A 24,260-nucleotide genomic window follows, 5' to 3' on the forward strand; every position below is an offset into this window, starting at 1 on the left:
ATAGCCTGGAGGCGCCGCCGCCCGACTACGGCTTCTGGACTGGGCGCTCGATGGCGCAGTGGATCGCCGGCATGCTCGGCGCCTGATCTCGTCGCGGCGTGGCACCGAATACCTGCGCCGCCTCGGCTTCACGCGCCAAGTGCCGCGCCATGCCGAAGCCGATCCGCTGGCACAGGAAGGTCTACAAGGCACGCTTCCGCCGCCGCGTGCAGGCGCTCCAGCAGGAGGCCCCCGGCACACCGTTGGCGGTGTGGGCGATGAACGAGCATCGCGTCGGCCTCAAGCCGGTGCTGCGCCGGGTTTGGGCGCCGCGCGACTGCGGCCCCATCGTCCATGGGCATCACCGCTTCGAATGGATGTCCATTTACGGCTTCGTGCGCCCGAGCACCGGAGCGGTGGTGTGGTTCCTAGCCGACGGCGTCGGCACCGCGCTGTTCAGCAAAATCCTCACCGCGTTTGCCCGCGACGTCGGAGCGGGAGCGGACAAGCGCATCCTGCTGGTGCTCGATGGGGCGGGCTGGCATGGCGCCGGCGAGGTGGAGATCCCGGCGGGCACCACCCTGGAGTTCCTGCCCCACTACTCACCCGAGTTGCACCCAGCCGAGCATCTCTGGCCGCTGTCCAACGAGGCGGTCGCCAACACCCTCTTCGAGGATCTCTCGGCGGTCGATCAGGCCCTCGCCGACCGTTGCTGCGCGCTCGCCAATGCCCCCGGCCGCCTCAAGGCCATCACTTGGTTCCATTGGTGGCAGCAACGCGCATGACATCCCATCGATGGAACCCTCCACCCGCCGTCCGTATCAGATGTGTTGGCAGGGCGCTTATCAACGCTGTTCCAATGCCGGGACCAAAACCTCCCCTCCCCATCCCTTCGTATGCTTGGGCTGCACAGCCTGAAGCGGGCGGGTGGCCACGGCAGCCCGCCCTGTTTCATGCCGGGTTATCGACATACCCAGCGAGTTGCGGGCAATTACCGAGACACCGCAGAATCCCGCACCGTTGACCTGCCCACACCTTTCGATTTGGTGATGTCACGCACACGCCGCTCCAGTTCCAACCACCTGCACCTGTAGATCGCAGGGTTATGGCCCGTTGGGTCCTTTGGCCGAGCGGATCGAGGCTCCTCAAGCGACAATTGGCAGTTGCCCAGATGATATTCCCGATCGCAGCTTTTGGCGCCGTAACAGCCATTGATTGACGTGAGAGCACCGGGTCGCCAGGCTCTCACGCCCGTGTCGGGCGATTTCGCACATGCAACACCGGCCCTCTCCCACCACATCTCCGCCTCTTGTCCCAAAGCCGCCGAACACCCAACGGCGAAATCCCACCGGAAGCAGCGATGAGGGCGACGATACCGGCGAGGCTATGAACTGGCCTTTATGATCCAGGGATAGGCGCACAGGGAGCGGACACCGCCGGTTCCGTGGCGACGGTGTGCCAGGCATGCATGCAGGCTTGGACGACGGCGTCGGTGTCATTGAGGAGCCGCAGCGACAAGAAGCGTGACCTGCTCCCCAAGTTTCCTCCACTCAGAGTGCGAGTCCCCTCATGTGATGCCCTGAACGGGCGTTGATGGCAACCGGGGCCGGGGCATGCCCCGGCCCCGGTTGCGGCGACGTCCGCGTGGCGACTTCGATCGGCGTGGCGCCGCCGAGGCCGGAGTGCGGTCGGACGTGGTTGTCGTCGCTCCGCCACGCCTCCAGGACGGCACGGGCATGGGTGAGCGAGGTGAACAGAGTCTCGTTGAGGCATTCGTCGCGCAGGCGCCCGTTGAACGACTCCGCGAAGGCGTTCTGGAACGGCTTGCCGGGCGCGATGTAATGCCACTCCACCCGGCGCTCCTGCGCCCAGGCGAGAATGGCCATGCTGGTGAACTCGGTGCCGTTGTCCGACACGCACACCGCCGGCCAGCCGCGGCGCGCGGCGATGGCATCCAGTTCCCGCACGACGCGCCGGCCCGACAGCGAGGTATCCGCCACCAAGCACAGGCATTCGCGCGTGAAGTCGTCCACCACCGCCAGGATGCGGAAGCGACGGCCGTCGCTCAGGGCGTCGCTGACGAAGTCCAGCGACCAGCGCTGGTTCGGTCCTTGCGGCACGGCGACGGGGGCACGTGTGCCCAGGGCACGCTTGCGGCCACCGCGCCGGCGCACCCGCAGCCCCTCCTCGCGGTAGATCCGTAGTAGCTTCTTGGTGTTCACCTTCACCCCTTCGCGCGTCAGCAGAAGCCCCAGACGCCGATAGCCAAACCGGCGCCGCTCGGCCGCCAACTCCCGCAGGCGAACTCGGAACGGCGCGTCGTCCATACGCCGGGAGCGGTAGCGGACCGACGATCGGTCCACGCCAAGAAGGGCGCACGCCCGCCGCGGGCTGATCCCATGCGCCGCCTGCGCATGGGCCACAGCCGCTCGTCGAGCCGCGGGCGTCACCATTTTTTTGCGGCCAAGTCCTTGAGCACCGCGTTATCGAGCATCGCTTCGGCCAGCAGACGCTTCAGGCGGGCGTTCTCGTCCTCCAGCGTCTTCAGCCGCTTGGCCTCCGACACCTCCAGGCCGCCGTACTTCGCCTTCCACCGGAAGAACGTCGCCTCGCTGACCCCGTGCTTGCGGCAGACCTCCGCCGTCGGCCTACCGGCCTCCTGCTCGCGCAGGATCCCGATGATCTGTTCCTCGCTGAACCGGCTCTTCTTCAGGTCCGTCTCCTTGCTCGACGGACTCTAACTCAGCGCGGAGGAGTTTCAGGGGAGCAGGTCAAGCGTTCGCGCAGATCGAGCGAGACGCGCTCGAGTTCCGCGTTGAAGGGCAAAAGTGTGAGGCTGTCCGAAACGTGCCGCGCCCTGGAGGCATGTCAGCCGGCACAATCTCGGACGAGGACAGCGCGCACCTCCATCGGCAGTGTGGCGGTGAAGCGAGCGACGACCCAGTCCATCAGCCCGGCGTTGGCGCCCGGCTGTCTCCCTTCAGGGCGGCGGCAATCGCGTACACCCACTCGGCCGTTTTCACATCCTGTCCGAGCCGCGCCAGCCCCTCAAGTCGCCCGGCGACAGATCATTTTGGATGCTTGGCGCGGTGCCCATAGCCGCCTCCTTCCAGTTCCCCTTGCTTCAGCAGCCAGCTGAAGAACGTTGCGCCAGAAGGTCGAATCCTTTGCTCCCCGGCATGAAAGCAAGGTCAGAAAATTCCGACAAAAAGGGACAAAAACCGACACAGTCGCCGAGCGTGCGCTCACCACGAGAAGGCTGATAGTGAGGGCGTGGAAAACGGCGGCCTATCCATGGCGCCCAAGCACGACGGACGATCACGCTCCCCTTGGAGGTCGCGTGAACGGAAATCTCCGGTGTCCGGAAGAGGCGGCCCACCGTCGCAACGATGCAGTATGTGGTCTTTGAAAAAGATCAGACATCGGGCAGGACCACCGTAACCGGCACGACGCGGGCTGAGGTCCGGCCCCGGCGCATCGGCGCCGGTGACCGAGTACCATAAAGCGTCAACGGCGCTGTAACAGAGCGCTTATACCAAGTCCCAGTGATCAGAACCTATGTGGCCTGGCGTGAGCCGCCACGACCGGACACCCGATCCGGGGCATGGGTTGGGATCGGTGAGACTTGGTATTAGTCCTGGGGAGCCTCCCCACGCTTTGGTTTCAGTTGCGACGCTCCAAATTCCCGCACCCGTTTCGGGGCCCCGCCCTTGGTGTGCGTCTTGATGAGATAGGAGGCGCGATCGTCGAGTTCGGCACGGGCCGCGTTGAACCGCTCCTCTTGGCGGGTGCGCTCTTCGCCCTGCGCCTTGGAGGAGGGCCGCTTCAACGGCACGTGCCCGATCCCCGGTTTCCCATCGTGTGCGTGGTTGCAGTGATCGACCAGCCCGGATGGATCGCTGCCGATCACGCGCCCCCAGACGTCTTCCATCTTCTTCAGAATTCCGTAGGGGCTTCGAACACGATCCCCATTAACAAGCAGAAGCGCGTGATAATGAGGAACCTCGCTGGTTGCTTGCTCCCGGACCCAGACATAGTGCATGCCCACCTTCCGCTCCGTGTGCGATTCCTTCACGAGCTTCATGAGTTTCGACACATCGCCGTTGGTGCCGTCGTGCGGATAACCCTGGGGATACCGGACATCGCAGCGGATCGCCAGGACCTTGCTGTGATTGTCAATCATGTGCTCCACTCGGGCGTTAATGCAGTCCATGATGTCCTGCCTGTGAGAACGCTGACTAAACATGTATTCCTCTTGGTGTCTTGGTTGCGGTTAACTCTCGTACAATACTATGATATAGAAAGTTATTTATTACCAATAACCGAGCTAATATTAGAGAACAAAACCCCGACACCGCGGGGGCGAAAAACAGAAAAGTTCTGTTTTTACGAGGAATGTCGAATCCGAGAGTTAACTCAAAAAAGGAAAATGGCGCGACATTGGCTCCGTGCAGCGTGCGGAGTTGCCGTGTGGGTGCGGATCAACGCAGGCCGCGGTGCGCGGGCCTTTGAGATTGTCGGACGAATCTGTTGCACGTCGCCCTCTCGCCTACAGTGCCTTTCGGTGATTGCGCACGGTGACGGACAGACGCTGTTTCCAGCGCATCACTGTCGGCCACTCCGGCGGGCCAATCGTTCACCTTGCTGAGAAACCTTCAGCGGTCCAAGGCAGGGCCGGCTGGCGCCGGCCCTGGCCACCGATCATCCCGATTGTGCGGCCTCGGCGACCGGCCCGTCGTGGGAAGCCTCCTTTCGGTGCACGGTCGCGACGGCTCCGACGATGACACCGGCCCAGCCGGCGATCGCCGCCGCTCCAAGAATGTCGACGGCGGTCTTGCCAAGCAGCGCGGCCTTGATCGCGCCATACACAGCCCCGAAGCCGGCGACGGCCGCGACCGTCTTCGGATCGACGCCGTACGTCGAACGCCGCTTCTGATCCCCATTGCTCTCAGGCATGCTTTTCGTCTCCTTGTTGCAACGCGGTGTTACGCTTGGCCTGCCGCGACGGCCGGGCCTCTCCAGGCGTGTTCAGGCTCGGCGACGGCCACGTGCCAAGCGAGGACGCCGCGGAGGACGCAGGGCGCCTAGCGGACGGTGACAAGGTCTTTCCCCTGACACGACCATGCTCGGTCGCCAGCGCCGCGGTCGACGACCCGTCGCCGACGGCTGCGAATGATTGCGATGTTCGTCGTGGCACGGGCGGCGTCTCCGGCGCGTGCCACGGGCGCACTGGCGGTCAGGCGTCGCTCGGCGTGACGGTGATGGTCAACAGGCGGTAGTTGGCCTCGGGATCGGGGCTGTCGACCAGCCCCGGCAGCTGCTCATCCGCCGGGACGGCGATGCTCCAAGCCAGCTTGAGGCGGCCGTGCAGGATGACGCCGGCGATGTTGGCGGTGGCGAAACCGGCGGCGCAGAGCTGAGCGTGATCGGCGAGCTTGTGCAGCGCGGTGGGCAGGCTGGTGTCGGTGACGGTGAGCACGCCGCTGACCAGCCAGACCGTCGGACCAGTGCCGGCGGATCGCGGACGGGAGTGGTCGGAAGGCGTCGAAGGGAATGAGGCATCGGTCATGATCGGCTCCGGAATCGTTGGCGCGCGTCGAGCGGGTCCCGCAGCAGGGCGGAGGGCACCGCGCCGGCGCGGCGGTCCTTGGGGTCGGTGGACGGAGGCAAAGGGGCGGCCCGGCGAGACGGCGGCGCGCGAGCCCACGCAAGGGGGCTTGGCGCGCCGCCCGACACTTTGCTCCTGATGGTGATATATGCCTGATCCGGGATGACCTGCGGTTGGCCGACGCCCACCAACCTGCACCATACGGGCGTAACCGGCGGCCTTGATTTCGGTCCGCGATTGTGGTGCTCTCCGCGGCGCACCACCGCTCCCGGTTCACGCCCGCATGCTGGTTCGCCGCCTCATCCACCACCACGACCGTTCGACCGCCGTTCGCCTGGAGGCGGCGTTTTGGCGGTTCCTTGAGGACATCGCTCAGCGCGAAGCGCTGCCGGTCGACGACCTGTGCGCCGCCGTGCTGGAGCGCGCGGCCGGCATCCGGCCCTGGACGCGCGTCGGCATGACGCCGTCGCGCTGGGCGGCAGCGGCCTTGCGGGTCTTCACCACCGCCTATTTCCAGACCGCCGCCACCGACGACGGGCACCGCCGCGCCGGCCACGGGCGCGGCGATCTCCGGCCGTCGGCGCTCGACGACGCGATGGCCAGCGCCGGCTGAGTTCCCGCGGTCAGCGCATGCGCTGCGGGTCGGCGGCGTCGCGCACGCCATCGACCAGCAGATTGACGGCCAGCGCCGTCGTGAAGACGGCGAGGCTCGCCGCCAGCGCCATCGCCGGCCGGGCGGCGATCACCGGCAAGCCGTCGCGGATCATCCCGCCCCAGCTCGGCAGCGGGTCCTGAACGCCAAGGCCGAGGAAGCCGAGCGCGGCCTCGGCCAGCACCGCCTGCGCCGCCAGCGCCCCCGCCCGGGCCAGCAGCGCCGCGCGGATGTGCGGCAGAACGTGCCGCCACAGCACATAGCGGCGCCCGGCCCCGCAGGCGGCGGCGGCGCGGACGTACGGCTCGCGGTGCGCCGCAGCGACCAGCGCCCGCGTCAAGCGCGCCACGTCGGGCCAGCTGGCCAGGCCGATGGCCGCCGCCGTGGCCGGCACGCCCGGCCCGAGCAGGGCGACCAGCACCAGGGCGAGCACCAGCTTTGGGAAGGCCAAGGCCACGTCGACGGCGTGGCCGACCACGGCCTCCGCCCAGCGGCCGGCGAGGCTGCCAACGATCCCCAGCGCCACGCCGAGCAGCGTGGCGAGCACCGCCGCCGCCGCCGCCACGAGCAGCGAAGCCCGCGCGCCGAGCAGGAGCCGGCTGACCACGTCGCGCCCGAGGGCGTCGCAGCCCAGCCAGTGCGCCGGCGACGGTGGTGCCCAGGCGCGCGCCAGATCGACCGCGGCCGGGTCGTGAGGCACGATGAGCGGCGCCGCGACGGCCACGGCGGCCAGCGCCAGCAGGACGGCGGCGCTCATCGCCCGCGCCCCGGCCCCGCCGCCCCGCCGTCCTGGTCCGCCGGTCACGGGGGGCCCTGCCGCAGCGACGGGCGGGGGTCGACCGCCGCCGCCGCCAGGTCGGCGCCGAGGCCGACCAGCGTGTGGATGGTGGTCAGGAGCAGCGCGCACCCCAGCACCACCGGGTGATCGCGCGCCAGCACCGCCTCGGCCGCCGCCCGGCCGAGTCCCGGAATGGCAAACACGGTTTCCACGACGACGGCGCCGCCGAGCAGACCGCCGAACGCCGCACCGGCCGCCGCCAGCAGCGGCCCCGCCAGCAGCGGCAGCACGTGGGCGCTGAGCACCCGGTGCTCCGGGAGGCCCTTGGCGCGCGCGGTCCGCACGTGCGGCCGCGCCAGAGCGTCGGCCGCCAGAGCGCGGGCGAGGCGCCCGAGCAGGCCGGCCACCGGCACCGCCAGCACGAGGAGCGGCAGCACCGCCGAGGCCGCCCCGCCCCACCCGGCCACCGGCAGCCAGTCGAGCGCGACGGCGAAGCCGGCGATCAGCGCCACAGCCAGCGCCGCCGCCGGCAACGACAGCGCGGCCGTGAGCCCGGCGGTGATCACGCGGTCCACGGCCCGCCCCGCCCGCGCCGCCGCCCACAGCCCGAGCGCCACGCCAGCCGGCAGCGACAGCGCCATGGCGCCGGCGGCCAGCGTCACCGTCGCCGGCACCGCCTCGGCCAGCAGCGTGGCGACCGGGGTGCCGACGTAGCGGTGCGACTGCCCCAACTCGCCGCGGGCCAGCCCCGCGGCAAAGGCAACCAAACGGGCACCGAGTGCCCGGTCCGGCCCCAGCGCGCCGCCGACCGGCCCGGCCAGCGCGGGATCAGCGCCGTGCGCGCCGAGCGCCGCGCTCACCGGATCACCGGGCATGGCTTCGAAGGCGAGGACCAGCAGCACCGTAACCGCCGCCAGCCGCGCCAGCCCGCCAAGCACCTTGCGCACCGCGTAGCTCAGCATGTCCCGTGTCGCTCGCCGCGCGGGCCGTCTCAGGGGCCGGGGGCCGGGCGTTGCCCCGGCACGCCGGCCACCGCGAGGAGGCCAAACGGCGTCGGCGCGACGCCGGATGCCTGGGGATGGCGCAGCAGCACGTGCATCGGCACCGCCAAAGGCACCGCGGGCACCGTCTCGGTCAGGCGCCGCCCGGCCTGCTTGTAGAGCCGGTCGCGCTCGGCGCCATCGAGGGCGGCGCGCGCGCCGTCGAGCAGCTGGTCGAGCGCGTCGTCGCGCCAGCGCGTCTGGTTGTAGGGGCTGGCGCTGTGCCACAGCGAGCCGAGAAGCGTCATCGGGTCGGGATAGTCCGCCGACCAGCCGCCGAAGAAGAAGGCCAGCGCCCCGGCGTTGGCGGCGCTGACGAAGGCGCTGCGGTCGCGCGTGCGGACGGTGACCGGAAGCCCAAGGCCCTGGCGCAGCTGGTGCGCGTAGTAGGCCGCCTCGTCGCGGCCGGCGTCGATGGCGACGAGGTCGAGCGGCGGCAGCCCCCGCCCGTCGGGGTAGCCGGCCTCGGCGAGCAGGCGGCGAGCCCGCGCGACGGCGTCGGTCGGCGGTGGCGCCTCGGGGTCCGCGCCGTGCCCCGGGACGCGCGGGGGGTACCAGCCGGGCAGCGTGGCGTAGCCGCCGTAGAGCCCGTCGACCACCGCGGCGCGGTCGAGGGCGAGGGCCAGCGCCACGCGCACGCGCGGGTCGGCAAACGGCGGGTACAGGCCCTGGTTCATGCCGAGAAAGCGGACCTGCTGGCGCGGCACGGCCACCGCGGCGGCGCGCAAACGCGGCGTGTCGGCCACCCGGCGCAGGGCGGTGTCGGAGACGCTGACGAAGTCGAGCGCCCCGGTCTCGAACATCAGCAGCGCCGTGTCGGCGCTGGGGATGATCTGGAAGCGCAGCCCGTCGATGGCCGGGGGCCCGCCCCAGTGCTCCCGGTTGGCCTCCAGGCGCACCTCCTGGCCGCGCCGCCAGTCGGTGAGGCGGAACGGCCCAGTGCCGGCGGACGCGCGGCGGGCCCCGTCGGGACCAACCGCCGCACGGTCAAAAATCAAGAAGGGGTAGTGGGGGAACAGCGCCACCGGTTCGGTGAAGCGCACCTCGAAGGTGAGCGGATCGATCTCGGTGAAGCCGGCCAGCCGATCAACCCGCCGCTGGGCAAAAGCCTCCGCGCCGACCAGTTTGACCAGGAAGGTCGCCCCGATGCCGGGGCGCGGCGTTGTCAGGAGCGCTTCGAACGTGGCGCGGACGTCGGCGGCGCTCAGCGGGCGGCCGCTGTGAAAGCGGACGTTGGGGCGCAGCTGAAAGCGCCAGCCGCGACCGCCGTCGAGCGGCTCCCAGCCCACGGCGAGCGCCGGCACCAGCTCGCCGTCGGCCGCGACCGCGGTGAGCCCCTCGTAGACCAGGCCAAGCACCCGGCTGCCGGTGGCGCCGAGAAAGGCCGCCGGGTCGGCGGTGGGGAGGTCGTCGGGCAGGTTGGTGCGCAGCACCGGGGCGCGCAGGTCGGCCGCGCCCAGCCCGCCCCCCGGGCCGATCAGCAACGCCAGGGCGAGCGCCGCGGCGCGCACAAACGATGGGCGGACGGCGGCGGAACGGTGCGAAACAGAGACGGCGAACATCGGGGCGAAGCTCTTGCGAGATGGCACACGGGGAGCGCGACACCACTGTAATCGCTTCCCGGTGAGCGGCAAGGCGTGATCGCCGCCGCACGTTCAGGCCACGGCGCGCGCTCCGTCGCTCGACCGCGGGCGTCCGACGACGGGCCGCCGCGGCTCGCCGGTTGGTCCAGTTGCCCGGTCGGTCGCCGCCGGCGCGTGAGGCGCCTCGGCGGGGGGCTGATTCCAGTCCGGGCTGGCCTTGGCCGCGGTCAGGAAGTAATCGGCGATGAACACGCGCACGGCGCTCGTCAGCGAGGAGTGGTCGGGCGCACGCTTTCCCGGGCGGCCGCCATCTTCGGCCGGCGCCGGCCGGCCGTCGTGCAAGCGCCGGTCGATTTCCGAGCAGAGCTGGTGGATCGACAGGTCTTCCCGCCGTGCGATCTCCGCCAGCGCCGTCCACATGAACGGCTCCAGGCGCATGCTCGTGCGGCGCCCGTTGATCATGACGTTCTGGCTGCGCAGGGGACCGAGGTCGGGCAACGAAAGGCTGTGCCGCGGGGCGTTTTCGGACATCTCAGGCTCCGGTGAGGCAACCGCCGGGTCCGCCGCGGCGAACCCGGCACACGGGGGTGGCGTGGCTCAGTGACGAACGTCGCGCGCCACCACCCAGCACTGCTCGGCCTGCAGGTCCGGATCGGTCACCGCGGCGCTGCTCCGTTCGGCCAACCAGCATTGCTCCGCCCGCAAGTCCGCGTCGGACGGTGCGGCGCCGTCCAGCCCCGGCAGCGCGACGTTCATCCGCTCGGCGAACTGCGCCCGGGTGAACTCCCACGCTTGGGCGAACGCCGGCGTCCCGAAAGCCTCGGGGTCGTGGTGGAGGATCGTCCCGAACACGGTGCGGCAGAACTCGTTGTAGCGCTCGTTGTACAGCATGTGCACGTGCCACGCCTTGTCCGCGCCGGCGGGCGGCGCCACCGGCCGTTCCGGGTGGTCGGCGGCGATCTCCAGGAAGCACCGGTAGTGGCGGACGGCGCGCGCCGCGCGCGCCGCGTCGAAGCCGTGCCGGCGCATCAATTGCGGCTCCAGCCAGGACAGGTCGAGGGCGGCGAGCGTTTCGCGCTGGCTGGCAGCGGTGGTGTTCAGCATGACGGGTGCGTCCTTTCTGCGTTATTTTTCGAACACGGGGCGAAAAAAGGCGGATATCTGGGCGATCAGCCGGACCAGTTCGCCTTGCCGGACGAGGCCGGTTTTCTGAAAGACGACCTTCAACTGGGTGCGCACCGTTTGCGGCGACGTGCCGTAGCGCTCGGCGATTTCGTCGATCCGGGCGCCACGGCCGATTTCCGCGGCAACCCGCGCTTCCGCCGCGGTCAAGCCGAAGAGCGTCGCCAAAATGGTCGGCGAAATCGGCGGCGTGATGCCGGGGTCGAGCACGACGATGTTGGCGAGCGCGGTGCGGCCGAACGGGGACGGCTGGTGCGACACATTCACCAGATACGCCGTGTCGGCGCGCTCGCGCGTCACCCGCATGACCAGTTCGCGATGCCCGGTCGCGTTGGCCGCCTCGGCGAGCAGCCGGAGGAACGCGTCGTGCTCGGCCGGCCGCGCGACCGACAAGCGGCCCCCCACCTCGAGCAGGCCGTCGCGCGCGTCGAGCAGCGCGGCCATCGCGTCGTTGGCGTCCAGGATCACCCCGGTTGCGGTGGTCACCGCCGAGGCGATCGGCAACGTGTCGATGGCGGTCGACACGGCTCGGGATTCCGCCAGGCCCGTCCAGGCGATCGGGCCGAACAGAGCTCCCCGCTTGCTCGCCTTTTCCGTCACCTCGATTCGCGAGAAGTAGCTGCCGACCCCGGGAATGACCTCGTGCGTGACGATGTAAGAGCGCTGATCCGGGTAGATTTTCATGAATTGAGCGAACTGATGATACCGGCGGAACTGCAGGGCGCCCGCCAGCCAGCGCTCCGGGTCCTGATACGCCTCGGCCTCGACAAACCGCTTGTGCGCCAGGCACGCGCGGAAGACGTCTTCGTAGGTGGGCTGCTGAGCAAAGTCGACGAATTCGTAGAGGATATTGTTGGCCTCATTGGAATAGATGATGCGATCCTCTTGGTCGAAGACGACCAAACCGGCCCCCGTTGCCTGAGCGGCATCCGCCAAACGCCAGATTGAGCTTTCGAACTGCATCAGGGTCCGTTTCGGCACGATCAACATCCTTGTGTATTCAAGGTGACGGAGCGGACGTCCGGCTTCATACCCCAAATGGGGTATGTGCGAGGAAAAGCTTCAAGGGTGAAGCATGCGGAGCCTGGGGGCGCCACGCACCGGCCGGCGACGGGGCTCACGGGCGATCCGCCGCCAGCCGACACCGCTGAGCGAAGGCGATTGGCCCTCCAGGGCGGCGCGCCTGAGCGTTCGTTGTTGCCGACAACGCTGGAGCGGCGCCCGGCCCCGTCGTCCGCCGCGCGCGAACACGCGGCCTGCGCCGCTTTGCGCTTGGTGCACCCAAGGCCCGCCCGTTCATTCTGGTCGCGCTGCGTGTCTCGGCCCCCCGCCTTCCGTCATGCGCCGGTCCAAACCCAAGTGATTAGGATCGCGGGGGAGTGGGGCTTGGCGGCGACCGCGCCGGCTGGCGGTTGCGGGCCCGCCCGCGCGGCGCACCTTGGAGTGTGCACCGCGCGGGGGACGGGCGTCTGTGAACTTGTTCACGTCCGCTGCCGGCCCTGGACAGCGCGAAGGCTGGGACGCCAAGCCGTATGGGCGCACGGTCATCGATGTCGGTGTTTCACCCGAGAATGAAGAGCCGTCAGTGCCACACGGAATGGCAAGCGCGACCACGGCGGCGGGCACCGCCGCCCCGGTGCGCGGCCGTCGTGACCGTATAACGCAGGACCGGGCAACATTGGCCGGCTCGTGACGGAGGGGAGAGCCGAATGCTGGGCGCTTCCCCAAACCTGTTCACAGCGGCAGGAGCATCCGCACTAGGCGGCGTGCCGCACCCGCCGTCGCGTTGACGCCATGGATTTCACCAGATCGAACAGCCGGCGCCGCACCTCCGCATCCGCGACGTCATAGTAGGCCCGCACCAACTCCAGCGTTTCGCGCTTGGCCAGCACGTCCACCGCGTCCGCTGGACACCCGTCTGCGGCCGCGGCGGGACCGCCTGGAGCGGCGCGCGGGACGTCCGGCATGTCGTCAAAGAAGAAGGACACCGGCACGTCGAGCGCCGCCGCGAAGGCCCACAGGCGCCCGGCGGACACGCGGTTGGCCCCTTTCTCGTACTTCTGTATCTGCTGGAAGGACAGATCGAGCCGCGCCCCCAACGTGGTTTGGCTCATCCCGAGCAACGCGCGCCGCAGCCGGATGCGGGCCCCGACATGCTGGTCAACCGCATCCGGCCCCGCTTCACTCTGCCCTCGCGACTTCCGCGGCATCAGTGCGCTCCCCAGCTCGTAAACAGGGTTGAAAATCCAGCAGCCCACAACGCGCACAACCGGCGCGCCAGACCGCCAACCACACGCCATGGTATGTCAGATTTCTATTCTATGTCCATCGGCGAGAGTCTGTCGCGCGTGCGTCGCCTCGGTCGAAGCCGCACGGCGCGAGATCAGCGCCGGAGGACGCCGCCGCCAAGCCGCTCCCTCCACGTCCGTGCCGCGATCACCGCCGTTGGCGAAGGGTGTGAAGCTCGGCCAAAAGAGTTCCGTTCTTCAGCGGATCGATCCGATCGGCCTCGGTCAACGCCCAGGCGGCCCACCGGTCCAGGTCGTCACGCGCGACCGGCAGGTCGGAGGCACGGTCGATGACCAGGCGGACGTAGGCCCTGATCGCGTCGGCCTGACGCAGTGTGGTTGCTTGACCAACCAGGCGCTCGATCCGCTCTTGCGCTTCCTTTTCCCGCCGCTCGCGGGCCAAGCGCTCCTCCTCGATTTTCCGGCGGCGCTCCGCCTCCTCCAGCTCGGCTTTCCGTTGCACGAGCCATTGGTGACGGTATACGGCGTTCTCGCGGTGGAAAGTTTCGCCGGCGACGATCAGGTCGATCACAATGGCGCCGATGAGACTCTCGAGCGGCGCCGTGTCGGAATCCTCCCAGGATTTCAGCACCGGAGCTCCGTAGGAACGAGACGGAACGACCAACCGCATGCGCGGCGCGCGCGGGCTCGCGGAGGATGGCTTCCCCCGCGGTCCAATCGGTTCCAAGACGAAGGAGACGTGTTGGTTGCCCACCTGCAGGCCCGCCTCGTTCGGGTTGCGCGGATACTTGGAGGTGTCCAGCGAGGCCGGGCAGCCCGCCCGGGCGGCAGCAAGGAAGATGGCGTTCAAAATGCGCAGCCGTCGCTTTTCGACCGGGGAATCGTGGCGTGGCGCGTCAAAGCTGTAGCCGGTTCTGAGGTATTCGTCACGGCGCGCTTGGTCCTTCTCCAACAGCGTTGCGATCAGCCGATGGGGCTTGGTCGCGAGCCGTGGGACGGTCACCGTGCCCACCATCTTGCGGACGCGTTCGGTCAGCGCGGTCCTGTCCTCGTCGAAGGTCGGCGCCGGCGGCAGCGGCGTCTCGAGGCTGACCTCCGGTGCGAAGCCGCGCCACGGCTTTCCGCCCACGTCGACAATCTCGGACGCGCCAGGGAAGCGAGCGGGCAACGGGCGCCGGGTGGTCGGCTTTCCCGTCCGCGTCTTGGCCCAGTGACCGCGCCCCGGCACGGGAATGCCGGCGTGCCGGCAGGCCTTGGCGAGAGCCACATCGGACACACCGACCGCGGCCGCGAGCGTGCGCATCGGCTGCGACCAGACGAGGTCGTACAGCTCCTGCCGGGTGAATTGCCGCCCCGTCATCACAACACCCAGTATGGACACCCAGTCACGAATGCGTCGGCGCAGCGACGCTGTTGCGTCGAATGACGTTGGGCGAAGACGCGACGGCGTCGAGAGGCGGAGCGCTCGTCGGCGGACGTCTTGGACGAAGCCACTCACTCCCCAGCGCCGGAAACTCAATCTGAAGGCCAAAGGCGGACTGAAGGTCAAAGGCGGACTGAAGGTCAAAAGCGGACTGAAGGTCAAAAGCGGACGTCTTCACCGCCTTCTGCCCGGCCCCGGTCAGCTGCATCACGCTGGCGGTGAAGGTTATCGGCGATGCGGAAGTCCATGGCCCCTCACCCTAACGACGCCACAATACCACAGCGAGGCGCGCAGATTTCCAGAGCAACAAGGGCAACGAAGCGCCAAGCCTCCACAAGCGGCCAAGTCCACCTCTTACGATCCGAAAAAGCCGCCGCTTTTCCGGCTCTGGCCTCTTGTCGAAATCAAAAGTCTTGACCGTAGCGTTAGCCACCTTGGCTCCAGCCAATATCGAAAACCAAATGTAGAACAACCAGCGTATGTGCTTGCTCTTCGCCATGTCCTGCTGCTTGGCGATCAGCTTCGCTTCGCGCTCCCGGAGCTGGACCAGGGTTGGAACAATGCACTCGCTTGCTACGTACAAGGTGGCAGTCAAACCATCCTTTCCGTCGTATCCATCCAGAGGTTCTGGAAATGATCGACAAATCTCAGAAGGCGGCCTTTGGCATGAATCAGATGGCTTAGATAGTTGACGCACGCCATTTCCTAGATTGACGATCGGACATTTCTCATTATTGCCTTCCTGGATCTCCCTGCGCAACGTAACGATCTCGTCTTCGTTCAGGTGTCTCCAGCCGATCTGATAGAGCTCTGCCGTAGTCTTCGGACCAAGGTCATGATACAGGACCGACGGCCATAGCGAATACTCAATCAACTTTTCCTGTGAAAAGCTGGCCCACGCACAAGAAATGTGTGAAACATTGCCCCTTTCCCGACACTCTGCACTGTAGTCCCGCAATTGCCGAGCGAGATATCCCGCGGCAAATCTTCTAGAGTCCGAAACCTCTACCAAGCTTTTTTCGATTCTGCTGGCAGCATTGTCTCCTACGAAAAAAAGTCCGGCGATGATCGCCATTGAGTACCAGAGATGGTCAAAAATGTTCCTGTACCTCTCGCCGAGGCTGAAAAGGTCCATGCCAATGATGGCCGTCGACCATCCCATACACAGAGCGAGTATGACGAGTGGAACCATTCCCGGAACCTCGCCCAGGACACCCGTGCCGCCAACAACATACTCGTCGGGAACAAAGCTAAATCGCGGGATAATTCCCACCAATGAAGCAAGCCCCGGCGAGCAAATTACAAGAGCTGAAATTACCATTCCCTTCCAGCGACCGATAACGTAACCGGAGAGAAAGATGCAAAAACTCATGATGACGAAGAGTATCAGCAACATGCCAAAAGGAAGGAACATTGCTTCTGATGCTGACCAATAGCTGTGGGCGACCATCCCATCAGAGTCATATTCCACAAAATTAGACGAATACATATGGAGGCCATCCAACGTCTGCTGGATGTTGTACGCAGCTCCGATGAGAAATCGGACATATGGAGAAAAGAATTCTCCGAGCATGTTTCTCAACATCATATCTCTTTGGTCTAAGTCCGCACATCGAGCCCACACCCAGGTGCAGCGGTGAGGTTTTGTCACCAATTACACGCACAAAGGTCCGCTCCCACACGCTGCCATCTCAAGAGAAGTCGAAAAAATCAGAGAGGAAAAAGGCGTTGGGATCGAGCTTTTTTTCGCCCGGTCGCCGCCCGTCGATGGTGACCACTTCAACGCTCTGATTTCGGAGTTCGTTCACCTGAGCTTCCGAGAGCAGGTCCCCAGGGTCGCCATCTTGCCGAGGATGGATTTGGACGAGGCGGACGCGTTCCGGCCAGAAAGCGTCGCGAATGGCTTTGCAGGTGGCAACCGCGTCGGGCATCTGGTTCGCCGCGTTTGGTTGGATTGCGGCGGCGAAGTTCGCGCGCCAGAAGCCGAAATTCCACCAAGCCCGCTCCAGGTCGCGGTCGATCTTGCCCAGGAAGATCTCCAGAGTTTCCCCTCTTTCGTGAGGAGACGTGAACCGAACGACCAACCCCCGTTCTCTGGACAGACGAACAGGAACTACCCGCGAATGGGCGGGGATGTGCCCCTTGGTGCCGAATCTCGGATCGACGAACATGTTCCGCAGGCGGCTACTCTTTCCGGCATTCTGTCCGCCGCAAACCAACAAAACCCGTTCCAGATGCGCACGCTTGCGATTTCTCTGCTCGTAACCGTCAGCCATAATGCCCCCTATCAAAGCGGGCATAAGCATCGCACATTCAGCCTCCGACGACTAGCAGTGGAGAGTGCGGCCATAAATATTAACCTATCCGGTATATGGCTTGGCACGATCGCCACCGGAGTTGCCGCCGCAGGGATCTACTCGCGCCAAATGATGTTGATAGTCACGATCGCTTGGCTAATCAGCACGGCAGGCTTGCGGATGTTCGCCAAGTCGGCCTCAGTCCAGTTCCTTAAGAGGTTTGACAGTATCGTGTCCGACCACGACAGGTGCGGCGCAAGACACGACCCGCGCCCTGGCCACCCGCTACGGGCTGAACCCGAAGACGGTGGCCAAATGGCGCCAGCGCACCACGACAGCGGATCTCCCCATGGGGCCGCGCCGGCCACGCAGCACTGTGCTCACGGAGCTGGAGGAGGCCGTTATTGTCGAGTTCCGGCGCCGCACCCTGCGTATCCATCCGGTGATCCTTTCAATTACCCACATCCGGCCGCGCAGTCGGTGACGGCGGCCCCCGCCTCGAACCCGGGCGGTCTCCAGCCTGTTGGCATCGAACGATGTTCGGGAGGTGCCGATGGCCACGGGATCAAACGCGTGGATTGAGGATGAACTCGCCGGCTGTCACTTTGCCGATGAGCGTCTGGGCCGACGCCTGAGCACGTTGCTCGATCAGATGGCCGGGGCAATGGGCGACAGCATCCCTTTGGCCTGCCAGGACTGGGCCAATACCAAGGCAGCCTACCGGTTCTTTGCCAATGACCGGGTAAGCGAAGCGGTCATTCTCGCCGGCCACTTCGGCTCGACCCGCCAGCGGGTCGCCGCGACTACCGGCCCCCTCCTGGTCATTCAGGACACCACGGAGTTCTCCTTCCAGCGCGAGCATCCCGAGAAGATCGGTCAGACCGTCCGGGTGAACAGCGGTCAGGACCAAGAGGGACGGTTCCGCATGCACGCTGATGCACGCGAGTCTGGCGGTCACGACCGAGGGCCTGCCGCTGGGCCCCGGCGCCGTCAAGTTCTGGACCCGGACCAAGTTCAAGGGCACCGCCGCCCTGAAGAGGAAGATCGTAAGCGTCCGCCGAGCTACGCGGCGTCGGCGTTTCCGGTGACGTCGGCGGCCTTGGTCCAGTTCCAGGGCAGCAGCTCGTCGATGCGGCTGATCTTGTGATCGGCGATCCGGGCGATTACGTCGCGCAGGTACGCCTCGGGGTCGAGCCCGTTGAGCTTGGCCGTCTCGATGAGCGTGTACATCGCCGCGGCTCGTTCACCCCCGACGTCGGCGCCGGCGAACAGCCAGTTCTTCCGCCCCAGCACGACCGCCCGCAGAGCCCGTTCGGCGGCGTTGTTGTCGATCTCCAGGCGGCCATCGTCCAGGTAACGCGTCAGCGCCGTCCAGCGGTTGAGCATGTAACGCACCGCCTTGGCGGTGTCCGACTTGCCGTCGATCCGCCCCAGCGTGTCCTCCAGCCATGCCTTCAACGCGGCCATTTTCGGGGCGGCCTCGGCCTGACGCACGCGCCGGCGCTCGTCGGCATCCTGGCCGGCGATCTTGGCTTCCACCGCATACAGCTCGCCGATCCGCCGTAGCGCCTCGGCCGCGATCGGCGCCTTGCCCTTGGCCGAAACCGCCACGTCGTGGAACTTGCGGCGGCCATGGGCCATGCAGGCCACCTCGATGATCCGGGCCCGCCCGTCGGGTCCCGGTTCGTACAGGCCGTTGAACCCGGCGTAGCCGTCGGCCTGCAGCGCCCCGTGGAAATCCTTCAGGTGGCCGCACGGATGTTCGCCGCCGCGCCCGGGGCTGTAGGGGTACAGCGCCGCCGGAGGCGGCGGGCCGTTCCAGGGTCGATCATCGCGCAGGTAGACCCACAGGTAGCCGGTCTTGGTCCGCCCGCCCCCCGGGCTCAGCACCGGGACCGGCGTGTCGTCGGCGTGCAGCTTGGCGGAGCCGGTGATGCTGGTCTCGATCGCCTGAATCAGCGGGCGCAGCAGCCGAACCGCGTGGCCGACCTGATCGCCCAGGGTGGAGCGGCTCAACTCCAGGCCGAGGCGGGCGAAGATCTCCGCTTGGCGATACAGCGGCAGATGATCGTCGAACTTGCTCACCAGCAGGTGCGCCAACAGCCCCGGCCCGAACAGGCCCCGCTCAATCGGCAGCGCCGCCGGCGCCTGGGTGATCGCCTCGCAGCGCCGGCACGAGAACTTCGGGCGGACGTGCTCGACCACCTTGAAGTGTGCCGGCACGTACTCCAGCTGCCGGGCGCGGTCCTCGCCCATGTGGCGGGGTATGTCTCGCCTGATCGTGCGCATCCGGTGAGCACCGCCTTGGCAAAGTAGGGGCCGGCGTCTGAGGTTTGCGTGGCGCGTCATCGCGCGGACGCAAACGAGTTGCAAACGTCATGGCTTACCAGCGGGTCGAGGTTCTGACGGGGACGGAGCGGCGGCGCAACTACACGCCGGCGGAGAAGGTGCGGATGGTCGAGGAGGCGTTCCGCCCCGGGGTGGTGGTGACGGAGGCGGCCCGCCGGCTGGGTGTTCACGAGAGCCTGCTGTACCGCTGGCGGGGGCTGATGAAGGCTACCGGGACTGCCATGGCCGAACCGTCCAACTTCGTCGCGGTGACCCTCACGCCGGAGCCGACCGTAACGGAACCGCCGGTGGCGGAGCCCCCTGGACCAGTGCCGCCTCCAGCGACGCCAGCCACGAGCCCGGCGATCCTCGAGGTCATCCTGCCCAGTGGGGCACGCCTACGTCTGGAAGGGCCGGTCGACCCGGCCCTGGCGGCGGCCGTCATCGGTGCCCTGGCATGATCCCGGTGCCGAGCGGAGTGCGGGTGTGGCTGGCGACCGGGCACACCGACATGCGCAAGGGCTGGGCGAGCCTGGCGTTGCTGGTTCAGGAACGCTTCGCCCAAGACCCGCACAGCGGCCATCTCTTCATCTTCCGCGGCCGCCGCGGACATCAACCGTCATTCCGCATACCAATTCGAGTCGGTCCGAGTTGAGTACCCGTGGCATCCGCTCTTCGGGCGACGGCTCCCCATCGTTTTGCGTCAGACACGCGGAGGGTGCGATATCGTCTGGCTCGAGGAACGGCCGGGGCAGAACCGCGAACTGCCGGCGTGGATGTGCGACGCGGTCGCCTGCCGGCCCATGGTGACGCTTGGCCCACCCATGGTCCGGGTCGAGGCCTTGGGCGCGTTGGCGGCAGTCCTCTCGGCCCGGATGCCTGGGCAAGACGGAAGCGCATCATCGGACACCTCACCTGCCAAGGAGGCTGCCGATGAGCAGACGAGCATCGCCCAGGGGGCAACTGGCGCTGGACCTCGCGCCTACTCCAGCACCGCTGCCGATGCCGGCGGTGCCGCACGAAGCCATTCAGGCTTTGGCGGATCTGCTTCTGGAGGCTCTGGGCGGCAGAGCGTCGACGACCAGCAGGGAGGGCGGTGATGAATTCCAAGATCACACCTGACCATCTCGGCCGCGGCGCCATCGTGTACGTGCGCCAGTCCACCATGAGCCAAGTGGTCGGCAACACGGAAAGCCAGAAGCGCCAGTATGCCCTGGTGGAGCAAGCCCGAGCCGCCGGCTTCGTGTCCGTCACCGTGATCGACGACGACTTGGGGCGATCCGGCTCGGGCCTCGTCGAGCGGCCTGGCTTCCAGCGGCTGGTGGCGGCCGTCTGCGCCGGCTCGGTCGGGGCGGTGTTATGCCTCGAAGCCTCCCGTCTGGCCCGCAATGGCCGGGATTGGCACCACTTGGTCGACCTCTGCGCCCTCGCTGGGACGTTGGTCATCGATCCGGACGGCGTTTACGATTCGCGTCTGGTCAACGATCGCCTCCTGCTTGGGCTGAAGGGCACCATGTCCGAGTACGAACTGAGTTTGCTGCGCCAGCGGGGTCTCGAGGCTCGGGACAGCAAGGCCCGTCGGGGCGAGTTGCGCTTCACCCTGCCGCCCGGCTACTGCTGGACGGAGGCCGGGCGGATCGAGGTCGATCCGGACGAGCGGGTCTCCGGCGCCATCCACATGGTGCTCGCCAAGTTCCGCGAACTGGGCAGTGCCCGCCAAGTCTTCCTATGGAGCCGCCAAGAGCAGCTCATGCTGCCCGTCGTGCAGCGCAACCTGAGCACGTGCAAAATCCTTTGGCGGGCGCCGGCGTATCACTCGGTGATGCAAATTCTGCGGAACCCGATCTATGCCGGGGCCTACGCGTTCGGTCGCACGGGCAACCGCACCACGGCCGTCGACGGGCGCGCGCGCAAGACCAGCGGTCATCACCGCGCCATGGCGGACTGGGGTGCGCTGCTGCACGACCACCATGACGGCTACATCACTTGGCGCGAGTTCGAGGAAAACCAGCGCCTGCTCCAGGAGAATGCCCACATGCAGAAGCGGGCTTCCCGGAAAGCCGCCCGGGGCGGGCGGGCTCTTCTGACCGGCCTTGTCCGTTGCGGCCATTGCGGGCGGATGATGCGGGTGTTCTACGGCATGCGATCTGGCCACGCCCACCGTTACCAGTGCCGAGGCGACGACGCGCACGTCGGGGCCGGCTTGTGCATCGGCATCGGCGGCGTGCGGATCGACCGCGCCGTGGTGGCCCAGATGCTGGAGGCGGTGTCGGGCCGGGCGGTGGAGGCGGCCCTGCTCGCCGCCGACCAGATGGCCAAAGCCGATGACGATGTCCGGCAGGCGCTGCAGCGCGACCTCGAGGGCGCGCGCTATGACGCTTCGCTGGCGGCCCGACGCTACGACCTGGTGGATCCGGCCAAGCGCCATGTCGTGCGCGAACTGGAGGCGCGGTGGAACACGGCGCTGGAACGGGTCGCCCAGATCGAGCGGCGCCTCGCCGACCTGGACGCGCAAGCAGCGGCACGCCCCAGGATCGACCGCGAGGCCTTGATGAGGCTGGCCCACGACCTGCCGGCGGCGTGGAATGCGCCGACGACGGATGCCCGGACGCGGCAGCGCCTGACGCATATTCTCGTCCATGAGGTGGTGATCGACCTCGATGATGCGGCCAACGAGGCGGTCGTCCTCATCCACTGGGTGGGAGGCTGTCACACGGAGGTGCGGGTTCCCAGGGTGAAGACCGGGCGCTATCCCGCCGACCGGCGGCCCAGCCCCGTGGAGGTGATGCGCAAGCTTGGCGGTCAATGGCCGGACCGGGAACTTGCCGTGACGATGAACCGGATGCGCTGCAAGACGGAGGACGGGGAGACTTGGACGACGGTGAAGGTGTGCGCCCTGCGCGAACGGCTCGGCATCGCGCCGTTCGATCCTGCGGATCACCCAGCACCGACGATCGGCGCCGATGAAGCGGCAAGCCGGTTGGGGATCTGCGTCGGCTCCGTGCAGCGGCTCATCCGCCAAGGCATTCTACCGGCGACCCAGTTGATGCCCTCGGCCCCTTGGAAGATACCGGTCGACGCGCTGAGCACCGAGGCCGTGCAGACAGGCGTGCGGGAAATTCAGAAGCGCCGACCAAGGAATTTCGTGTCTTATCAACGAGATGACACCATGAGGTTGCCCGGAATTTGAAGGGAGGGATGCACTATGTCACGTGATCGGGCGATCTGGTGAAGATCATCTGGTATGACGGCCAGGGCAGTTGCCTGTTCATGAAGAGGCTGGAGCGGGGCCGTTTCACCTGGCCCACGCCGGCGGACGGCGCGGTGGCGATCTCGGTCGGGCAGATGGGCTATCTGCTCGAAGGCATCGACTGGCGCAACCCGCAGAAGACTTGGCGCCCCGAGTCCGCGGGGTGACTGCGACACGGTGAATCGACGGGCCGGTTCAGGGGAGATTGCGGCGGCTCGAAGGGGCGATCCTGGGTAAACTGGCGCCATGACCGCCGCTACGTCTCCTGCCGCCTTGGCCGACGACATCGCCAGCCTGCGCGCCGCCTTGGCGCAGGCCGAGGCGCGGGCGGACGCGGCGGAAGCCGAAGCGGCCCGGGCCAAGGCGGTGGCTTCGAACACCGAGGCCCTGATCGCCAGCCTGAAGCTGGAAATCGAGAAGCTCCGGCGCGAGCTCTACGGCACGCGCTCCGAGCGCAAGGCGCGCCTGCTGGACCAGCTGGAGTTCCAGCTCGAAGAACTGGAAGCGACGGCCAGCGAGGACGAGTTGGCGGCCGAACAGGCCGCCGCCAAAACCACCGCGGTGGCGGCCTTCACCCGCAAGCGGCCGTCGCGCCAACCCTTTCCCGACCACCTGCCGCGCGAGCGCGTCGTTGTGCCGACGCCGGCGAGCTGCCCGTGCTGCGGCTCCGACAAGCTGTGCAAACTGGGCGAGACGATCACTGAGACGCTGGAGGTGATCCCGCGCCAGTGGAAGGTGATCCAGACGGTGCGGGAGAAGTTCACCTGCCGGGCCTGCGAGACGATCACCCAGCCACCGGCGCCGTTCCACGCCACCCCGCGCGGCTGGGCCGGCCCCAACCTGCTGGCCACCATTCTGTTCGAGAAGTTCGGCCAGCATCAGCCGCTGAACCGACAGGCCGAGCGCTTCGCGCGGGAGGGCGTGCCGCTCAGCCTGTCCACCCTGGCCGACCAGGTGGGCACCGCCGCCGCGGTGCTGAAGCCGCTGCACGACCTGATTGCCGCGCATGTGATGGTGGCCGAGCGGCTGCACGGCGACGACACGCCGGTGCCGGTGCTGGCCAAAGGCGAGACCGACACCGGGCGGCTGTGGGTCTACGTGCGCGACGACCGGCCCTTTTCCGGCCAAGCCCCGCCGGCGGCGCTGTTCCACTACTCGCGCGACCGCAAGGGCGAGCACCCCGAACGGCATCTGGCCGGCTTCCAGGGCTGGCTGCAGGCCGATGCGTTCGCCGGCTACAACCGGCTGTACGAACCCGACCGCCGGCCGGGGCCGATCCATGCCGCGCTGTGCTGGGCGCATGCCCGGCGCGGCTTCTTCAAGCTGGCCGACATCGCCGCGAACACGAAACGCGGCAAGGATGCCCCGCCGATCTCGCCGCTGGCGCTGGAAACGGTGAAGCGCATCGACGCCATCTTCGATCTCGAACGCGCGTTGACCGGCAAAACGGCGGCCGAGAGGCTGGCCGCGCGCCAGGAACTCGGCGTCCCCCTGGCGGATGCCCTGGAGACTTGGCTACGGACGGAGCGTGCCCGGCTCTCCCGCCATGCCCCCGTGGCCAAGGCGATGGATTACATGCTGACCCGCTGGGACGGCTTCACCCGTTTCCTCGGCGACGGCCGGCTGTGTCTCACGAACAACGCCGCCGAGCGTGGCCTGCGCGGGATCGCTTTGGGCCGGAAGGCTTGGCTGTTCTGCGGTTCCGATCGCGGCGGCCAGAGGGCGGCTGTTCTCTATGGCCTGATCACCACGGCCAAGCTGAACGATGTCGATCCCCAGGCGTGGCTCGCCGTAACCGTCCGACGATGACCGCCTTGCGGGGCGTGGACGAAGCGGGCTGAGTGAGGACGCCGCGGATGGCCGCGGCTTGGTCCTATGTCCAGCCCCATGG

General features: G+C 67.5%; 21 protein-coding genes and 3 pseudogenes. 9 read left to right on the top strand and 15 right to left on the bottom strand.

Translation table 11 applies throughout. From position 1 onward, the window contains the following. Positions 1-149: 149 nt before the first annotated feature. The gene (locus J2852_RS11225) at positions 150-764 is read left to right on the top strand and encodes an IS630 family transposase (protein WP_209875340.1); all 615 of its coding nucleotides are present in this window, start codon (positions 150-152) and stop codon (positions 762-764) included. Positions 765-1,529: 765 nt separating this feature from the next. Here J2852_RS11225 and J2852_RS11230 read toward each other — a convergent pair. The 4 genes from J2852_RS11230 to J2852_RS11245 all read right to left on the bottom strand — a co-directional run bounded on the left by J2852_RS11230 (position 1,530) and on the right by J2852_RS11245 (position 5,548). Continuing rightward, positions 1,530-2,692, bottom strand: a protein-coding gene (locus J2852_RS11230) for an IS3 family transposase (protein ID WP_425514370.1) whose coding sequence is annotated in 2 segments (ribosomal slippage) — positions 1,530-2,434 and positions 2,434-2,692 — 1,164 coding nt in all. Because the reading frame shifts where the segments join, the coding sequence is not laid out codon by codon here. Positions 2,693-3,610: 918 nt separating this feature from the next. Further along, positions 3,611-4,162: a YagK/YfjJ domain-containing protein gene (locus tag J2852_RS11235; protein ID WP_209875342.1), complete on the bottom strand. Its 552-nt coding sequence runs from the start codon at positions 4,160-4,162 to the stop codon at positions 3,611-3,613. Positions 4,163-4,680: 518 nt separating this feature from the next. Further along, a complete protein-coding gene (locus tag J2852_RS11240) occupies positions 4,681-4,935 on the bottom strand; it encodes a hypothetical protein (RefSeq protein WP_209875344.1) in 255 nt (84 codons plus the stop codon). Between the two features lie 280 nt (positions 4,936-5,215). Then, positions 5,216-5,548 (bottom strand): hypothetical protein, encoded by a 333-nt coding sequence (locus tag J2852_RS11245; RefSeq protein ID WP_209875346.1) that lies wholly within the window; start codon positions 5,546-5,548, stop codon positions 5,216-5,218. Positions 5,549-5,870: 322 nt separating this feature from the next. Here J2852_RS11245 and J2852_RS11250 point away from each other — a divergent pair, with 322 nt between their 5' ends. Then, a complete protein-coding gene (locus J2852_RS11250) occupies positions 5,871-6,200 on the top strand; it encodes a ribbon-helix-helix domain-containing protein (RefSeq protein ID WP_209875347.1) in 330 nt (109 codons plus the stop codon). 10 nt (positions 6,201-6,210) lie between these two features. Here the strand turns inward: J2852_RS11250 and J2852_RS11255 are convergent, their stop codons facing one another. From J2852_RS11255 to J2852_RS11300, 10 genes are all read right to left on the bottom strand, one after another. Next, positions 6,211-6,996, bottom strand: a complete 786-nt coding sequence (locus J2852_RS11255; RefSeq protein WP_209875349.1) for an ABC transporter permease — start codon at positions 6,994-6,996, stop codon at positions 6,211-6,213. Between the two features lie 44 nt (positions 6,997-7,040). After that, positions 7,041-7,979: an ABC transporter permease gene (locus tag J2852_RS11260; protein WP_209875357.1), complete on the bottom strand. Its 939-nt coding sequence runs from the start codon at positions 7,977-7,979 to the stop codon at positions 7,041-7,043. 29 nt (positions 7,980-8,008) lie between these two features. Then, the gene (locus J2852_RS11265) at positions 8,009-9,619 is read right to left on the bottom strand and encodes an ABC transporter substrate-binding protein (protein ID WP_209875359.1); all 1,611 of its coding nucleotides are present in this window, start codon (positions 9,617-9,619) and stop codon (positions 8,009-8,011) included. Positions 9,620-9,712: 93 nt separating this feature from the next. Then, entirely contained in the window at positions 9,713-10,171 is a 459-nt protein-coding gene (locus tag J2852_RS11270; protein ID WP_209875360.1) for a ribbon-helix-helix domain-containing protein, read from the bottom strand. Positions 10,172-10,237: 66 nt separating this feature from the next. Further along, positions 10,238-10,744: a glycine-rich domain-containing protein gene (locus tag J2852_RS11275; protein ID WP_209875362.1), complete on the bottom strand. Its 507-nt coding sequence runs from the start codon at positions 10,742-10,744 to the stop codon at positions 10,238-10,240. A 21-nt stretch (positions 10,745-10,765) separates the two neighbouring features. Beyond that, a complete protein-coding gene (locus tag J2852_RS11280) occupies positions 10,766-11,812 on the bottom strand; it encodes a helix-turn-helix transcriptional regulator (RefSeq protein ID WP_209875364.1) in 1,047 nt (348 codons plus the stop codon). A 767-nt stretch (positions 11,813-12,579) separates the two neighbouring features. Then, on the bottom strand, positions 12,580-13,032 hold the full coding sequence (locus tag J2852_RS11285) for a helix-turn-helix domain-containing protein (RefSeq protein ID WP_209875366.1): 453 nt from the start codon (positions 13,030-13,032) through the stop codon (positions 12,580-12,582). A 226-nt stretch (positions 13,033-13,258) separates the two neighbouring features. Beyond that, positions 13,259-14,431, bottom strand: coding sequence for a hypothetical protein (locus J2852_RS11290; protein WP_209875368.1), 1,173 nt, complete (start codon positions 14,429-14,431; stop codon positions 13,259-13,261). 322 nt (positions 14,432-14,753) lie between these two features. Next, positions 14,754-16,067 carry a hypothetical protein gene (locus J2852_RS11295; protein WP_209875370.1) on the bottom strand — a complete coding sequence of 438 codons (1,314 nt, stop codon included), beginning with the start codon at positions 16,065-16,067 and terminating at the stop codon, positions 14,754-14,756. Between the two features lie 118 nt (positions 16,068-16,185). Further along, positions 16,186-16,770 carry a P-loop NTPase family protein gene (locus J2852_RS11300; protein ID WP_209875372.1) on the bottom strand — a complete coding sequence of 195 codons (585 nt, stop codon included), beginning with the start codon at positions 16,768-16,770 and terminating at the stop codon, positions 16,186-16,188. A gap of 289 nt (positions 16,771-17,059) precedes the next feature. Here J2852_RS11300 and J2852_RS31510 point away from each other — a divergent pair. After that, positions 17,060-17,221 (top strand): annotated as a pseudogene (locus J2852_RS31510) (IS481 family transposase); the annotation flags it as partial. Between the two features lie 123 nt (positions 17,222-17,344). Next, positions 17,345-17,938, top strand: coding sequence for an IS4/Tn5 family transposase DNA-binding protein (locus J2852_RS11305; RefSeq protein ID WP_209875374.1), 594 nt, complete (start codon positions 17,345-17,347; stop codon positions 17,936-17,938). On the opposite strand, the pseudogene tnpC (J2852_RS11310) reads toward J2852_RS11305, so the two are convergent. Further along, positions 17,854-19,053, bottom strand: a pseudogene (tnpC, locus tag J2852_RS11310) (IS66 family transposase); the annotation flags it as partial. The gene J2852_RS11305 and the pseudogene tnpC (J2852_RS11310) sit on opposite strands and share 85 nt — an antisense overlap. Positions 19,054-19,169: 116 nt before the next feature. Here tnpC (J2852_RS11310) and tnpA point away from each other — a divergent pair. The 5 genes and pseudogenes from tnpA to tnpC (J2852_RS11340) form a co-directional block, all read left to right on the top strand. Beyond that, complete coding sequence (gene tnpA / locus J2852_RS11315; RefSeq protein ID WP_209875376.1) at positions 19,170-19,580, top strand: IS66-like element accessory protein TnpA; 411 nt, start codon at positions 19,170-19,172, stop codon at positions 19,578-19,580. 50 nt (positions 19,581-19,630) lie between these two features. Then, positions 19,631-19,774, top strand: coding sequence for an IS66 family insertion sequence element accessory protein TnpB (tnpB, locus tag J2852_RS11320; protein WP_425514371.1), 144 nt, complete (start codon positions 19,631-19,633; stop codon positions 19,772-19,774). A 444-nt stretch (positions 19,775-20,218) separates the two neighbouring features. After that, the gene (locus J2852_RS11330) at positions 20,219-22,309 is read left to right on the top strand and encodes a recombinase family protein (protein WP_209875380.1); all 2,091 of its coding nucleotides are present in this window, start codon (positions 20,219-20,221) and stop codon (positions 22,307-22,309) included. Between the two features lie 38 nt (positions 22,310-22,347). Next, positions 22,348-22,536 carry an IS66 family insertion sequence element accessory protein TnpB gene (gene tnpB / locus J2852_RS11335; protein WP_209875382.1) on the top strand — a complete coding sequence of 63 codons (189 nt, stop codon included), beginning with the start codon at positions 22,348-22,350 and terminating at the stop codon, positions 22,534-22,536. Between the two features lie 79 nt (positions 22,537-22,615). Beyond that, a pseudogene (gene tnpC / locus J2852_RS11340) lies at positions 22,616-24,175 on the top strand (IS66 family transposase); the annotation flags it as partial. Positions 24,176-24,260: the final 85 nt, after the last annotated feature.

The organism is Azospirillum soli (assembly GCF_017876165.1).
Taxonomy (GTDB): domain Bacteria; phylum Pseudomonadota; class Alphaproteobacteria; order Azospirillales; family Azospirillaceae; genus Azospirillum; species Azospirillum soli.

Coding starts and splice junctions, on each gene's coding strand:
- J2852_RS11225 (WP_209875340.1), top strand. CDS start 150: ATGCCGAAGCCGATCCGCTGGCACAGGAAGGTCTACAAGGCACGCTTC.
- J2852_RS11235 (WP_209875342.1), bottom strand. CDS start 4,162: ATGATTGACAATCACAGCAAGGTCCTGGCGATCCGCTGCGATGTCCGG.
- J2852_RS11240 (WP_209875344.1), bottom strand. CDS start 4,935: ATGCCTGAGAGCAATGGGGATCAGAAGCGGCGTTCGACGTACGGCGTC.
- J2852_RS11245 (WP_209875346.1), bottom strand. CDS start 5,548: ATGACCGATGCCTCATTCCCTTCGACGCCTTCCGACCACTCCCGTCCG.
- J2852_RS11250 (WP_209875347.1), top strand. CDS start 5,871: ATGCTGGTTCGCCGCCTCATCCACCACCACGACCGTTCGACCGCCGTT.
- J2852_RS11255 (WP_209875349.1), bottom strand. CDS start 6,996: ATGAGCGCCGCCGTCCTGCTGGCGCTGGCCGCCGTGGCCGTCGCGGCG.
- J2852_RS11260 (WP_209875357.1), bottom strand. CDS start 7,979: ATGCTGAGCTACGCGGTGCGCAAGGTGCTTGGCGGGCTGGCGCGGCTG.
- J2852_RS11265 (WP_209875359.1), bottom strand. CDS start 9,619: ATGTTCGCCGTCTCTGTTTCGCACCGTTCCGCCGCCGTCCGCCCATCG.
- J2852_RS11270 (WP_209875360.1), bottom strand. CDS start 10,171: ATGTCCGAAAACGCCCCGCGGCACAGCCTTTCGTTGCCCGACCTCGGT.
- J2852_RS11275 (WP_209875362.1), bottom strand. CDS start 10,744: ATGCTGAACACCACCGCTGCCAGCCAGCGCGAAACGCTCGCCGCCCTC.
- J2852_RS11280 (WP_209875364.1), bottom strand. CDS start 11,812: ATGTTGATCGTGCCGAAACGGACCCTGATGCAGTTCGAAAGCTCAATC.
- J2852_RS11285 (WP_209875366.1), bottom strand. CDS start 13,032: ATGCCGCGGAAGTCGCGAGGGCAGAGTGAAGCGGGGCCGGATGCGGTT.
- J2852_RS11290 (WP_209875368.1), bottom strand. CDS start 14,431: ATGACGGGGCGGCAATTCACCCGGCAGGAGCTGTACGACCTCGTCTGG.
- J2852_RS11295 (WP_209875370.1), bottom strand. CDS start 16,067: ATGCTCGGAGAATTCTTTTCTCCATATGTCCGATTTCTCATCGGAGCT.
- J2852_RS11300 (WP_209875372.1), bottom strand. CDS start 16,770: ATGGCTGACGGTTACGAGCAGAGAAATCGCAAGCGTGCGCATCTGGAA.
- J2852_RS11305 (WP_209875374.1), top strand. CDS start 17,345: ATGGCCACGGGATCAAACGCGTGGATTGAGGATGAACTCGCCGGCTGT.
- tnpA (WP_209875376.1), top strand. CDS start 19,170: ATGGCTTACCAGCGGGTCGAGGTTCTGACGGGGACGGAGCGGCGGCGC.
- tnpB (WP_425514371.1), top strand. CDS start 19,631: ATGCGCAAGGGCTGGGCGAGCCTGGCGTTGCTGGTTCAGGAACGCTTC.
- J2852_RS11330 (WP_209875380.1), top strand. CDS start 20,219: ATGAATTCCAAGATCACACCTGACCATCTCGGCCGCGGCGCCATCGTG.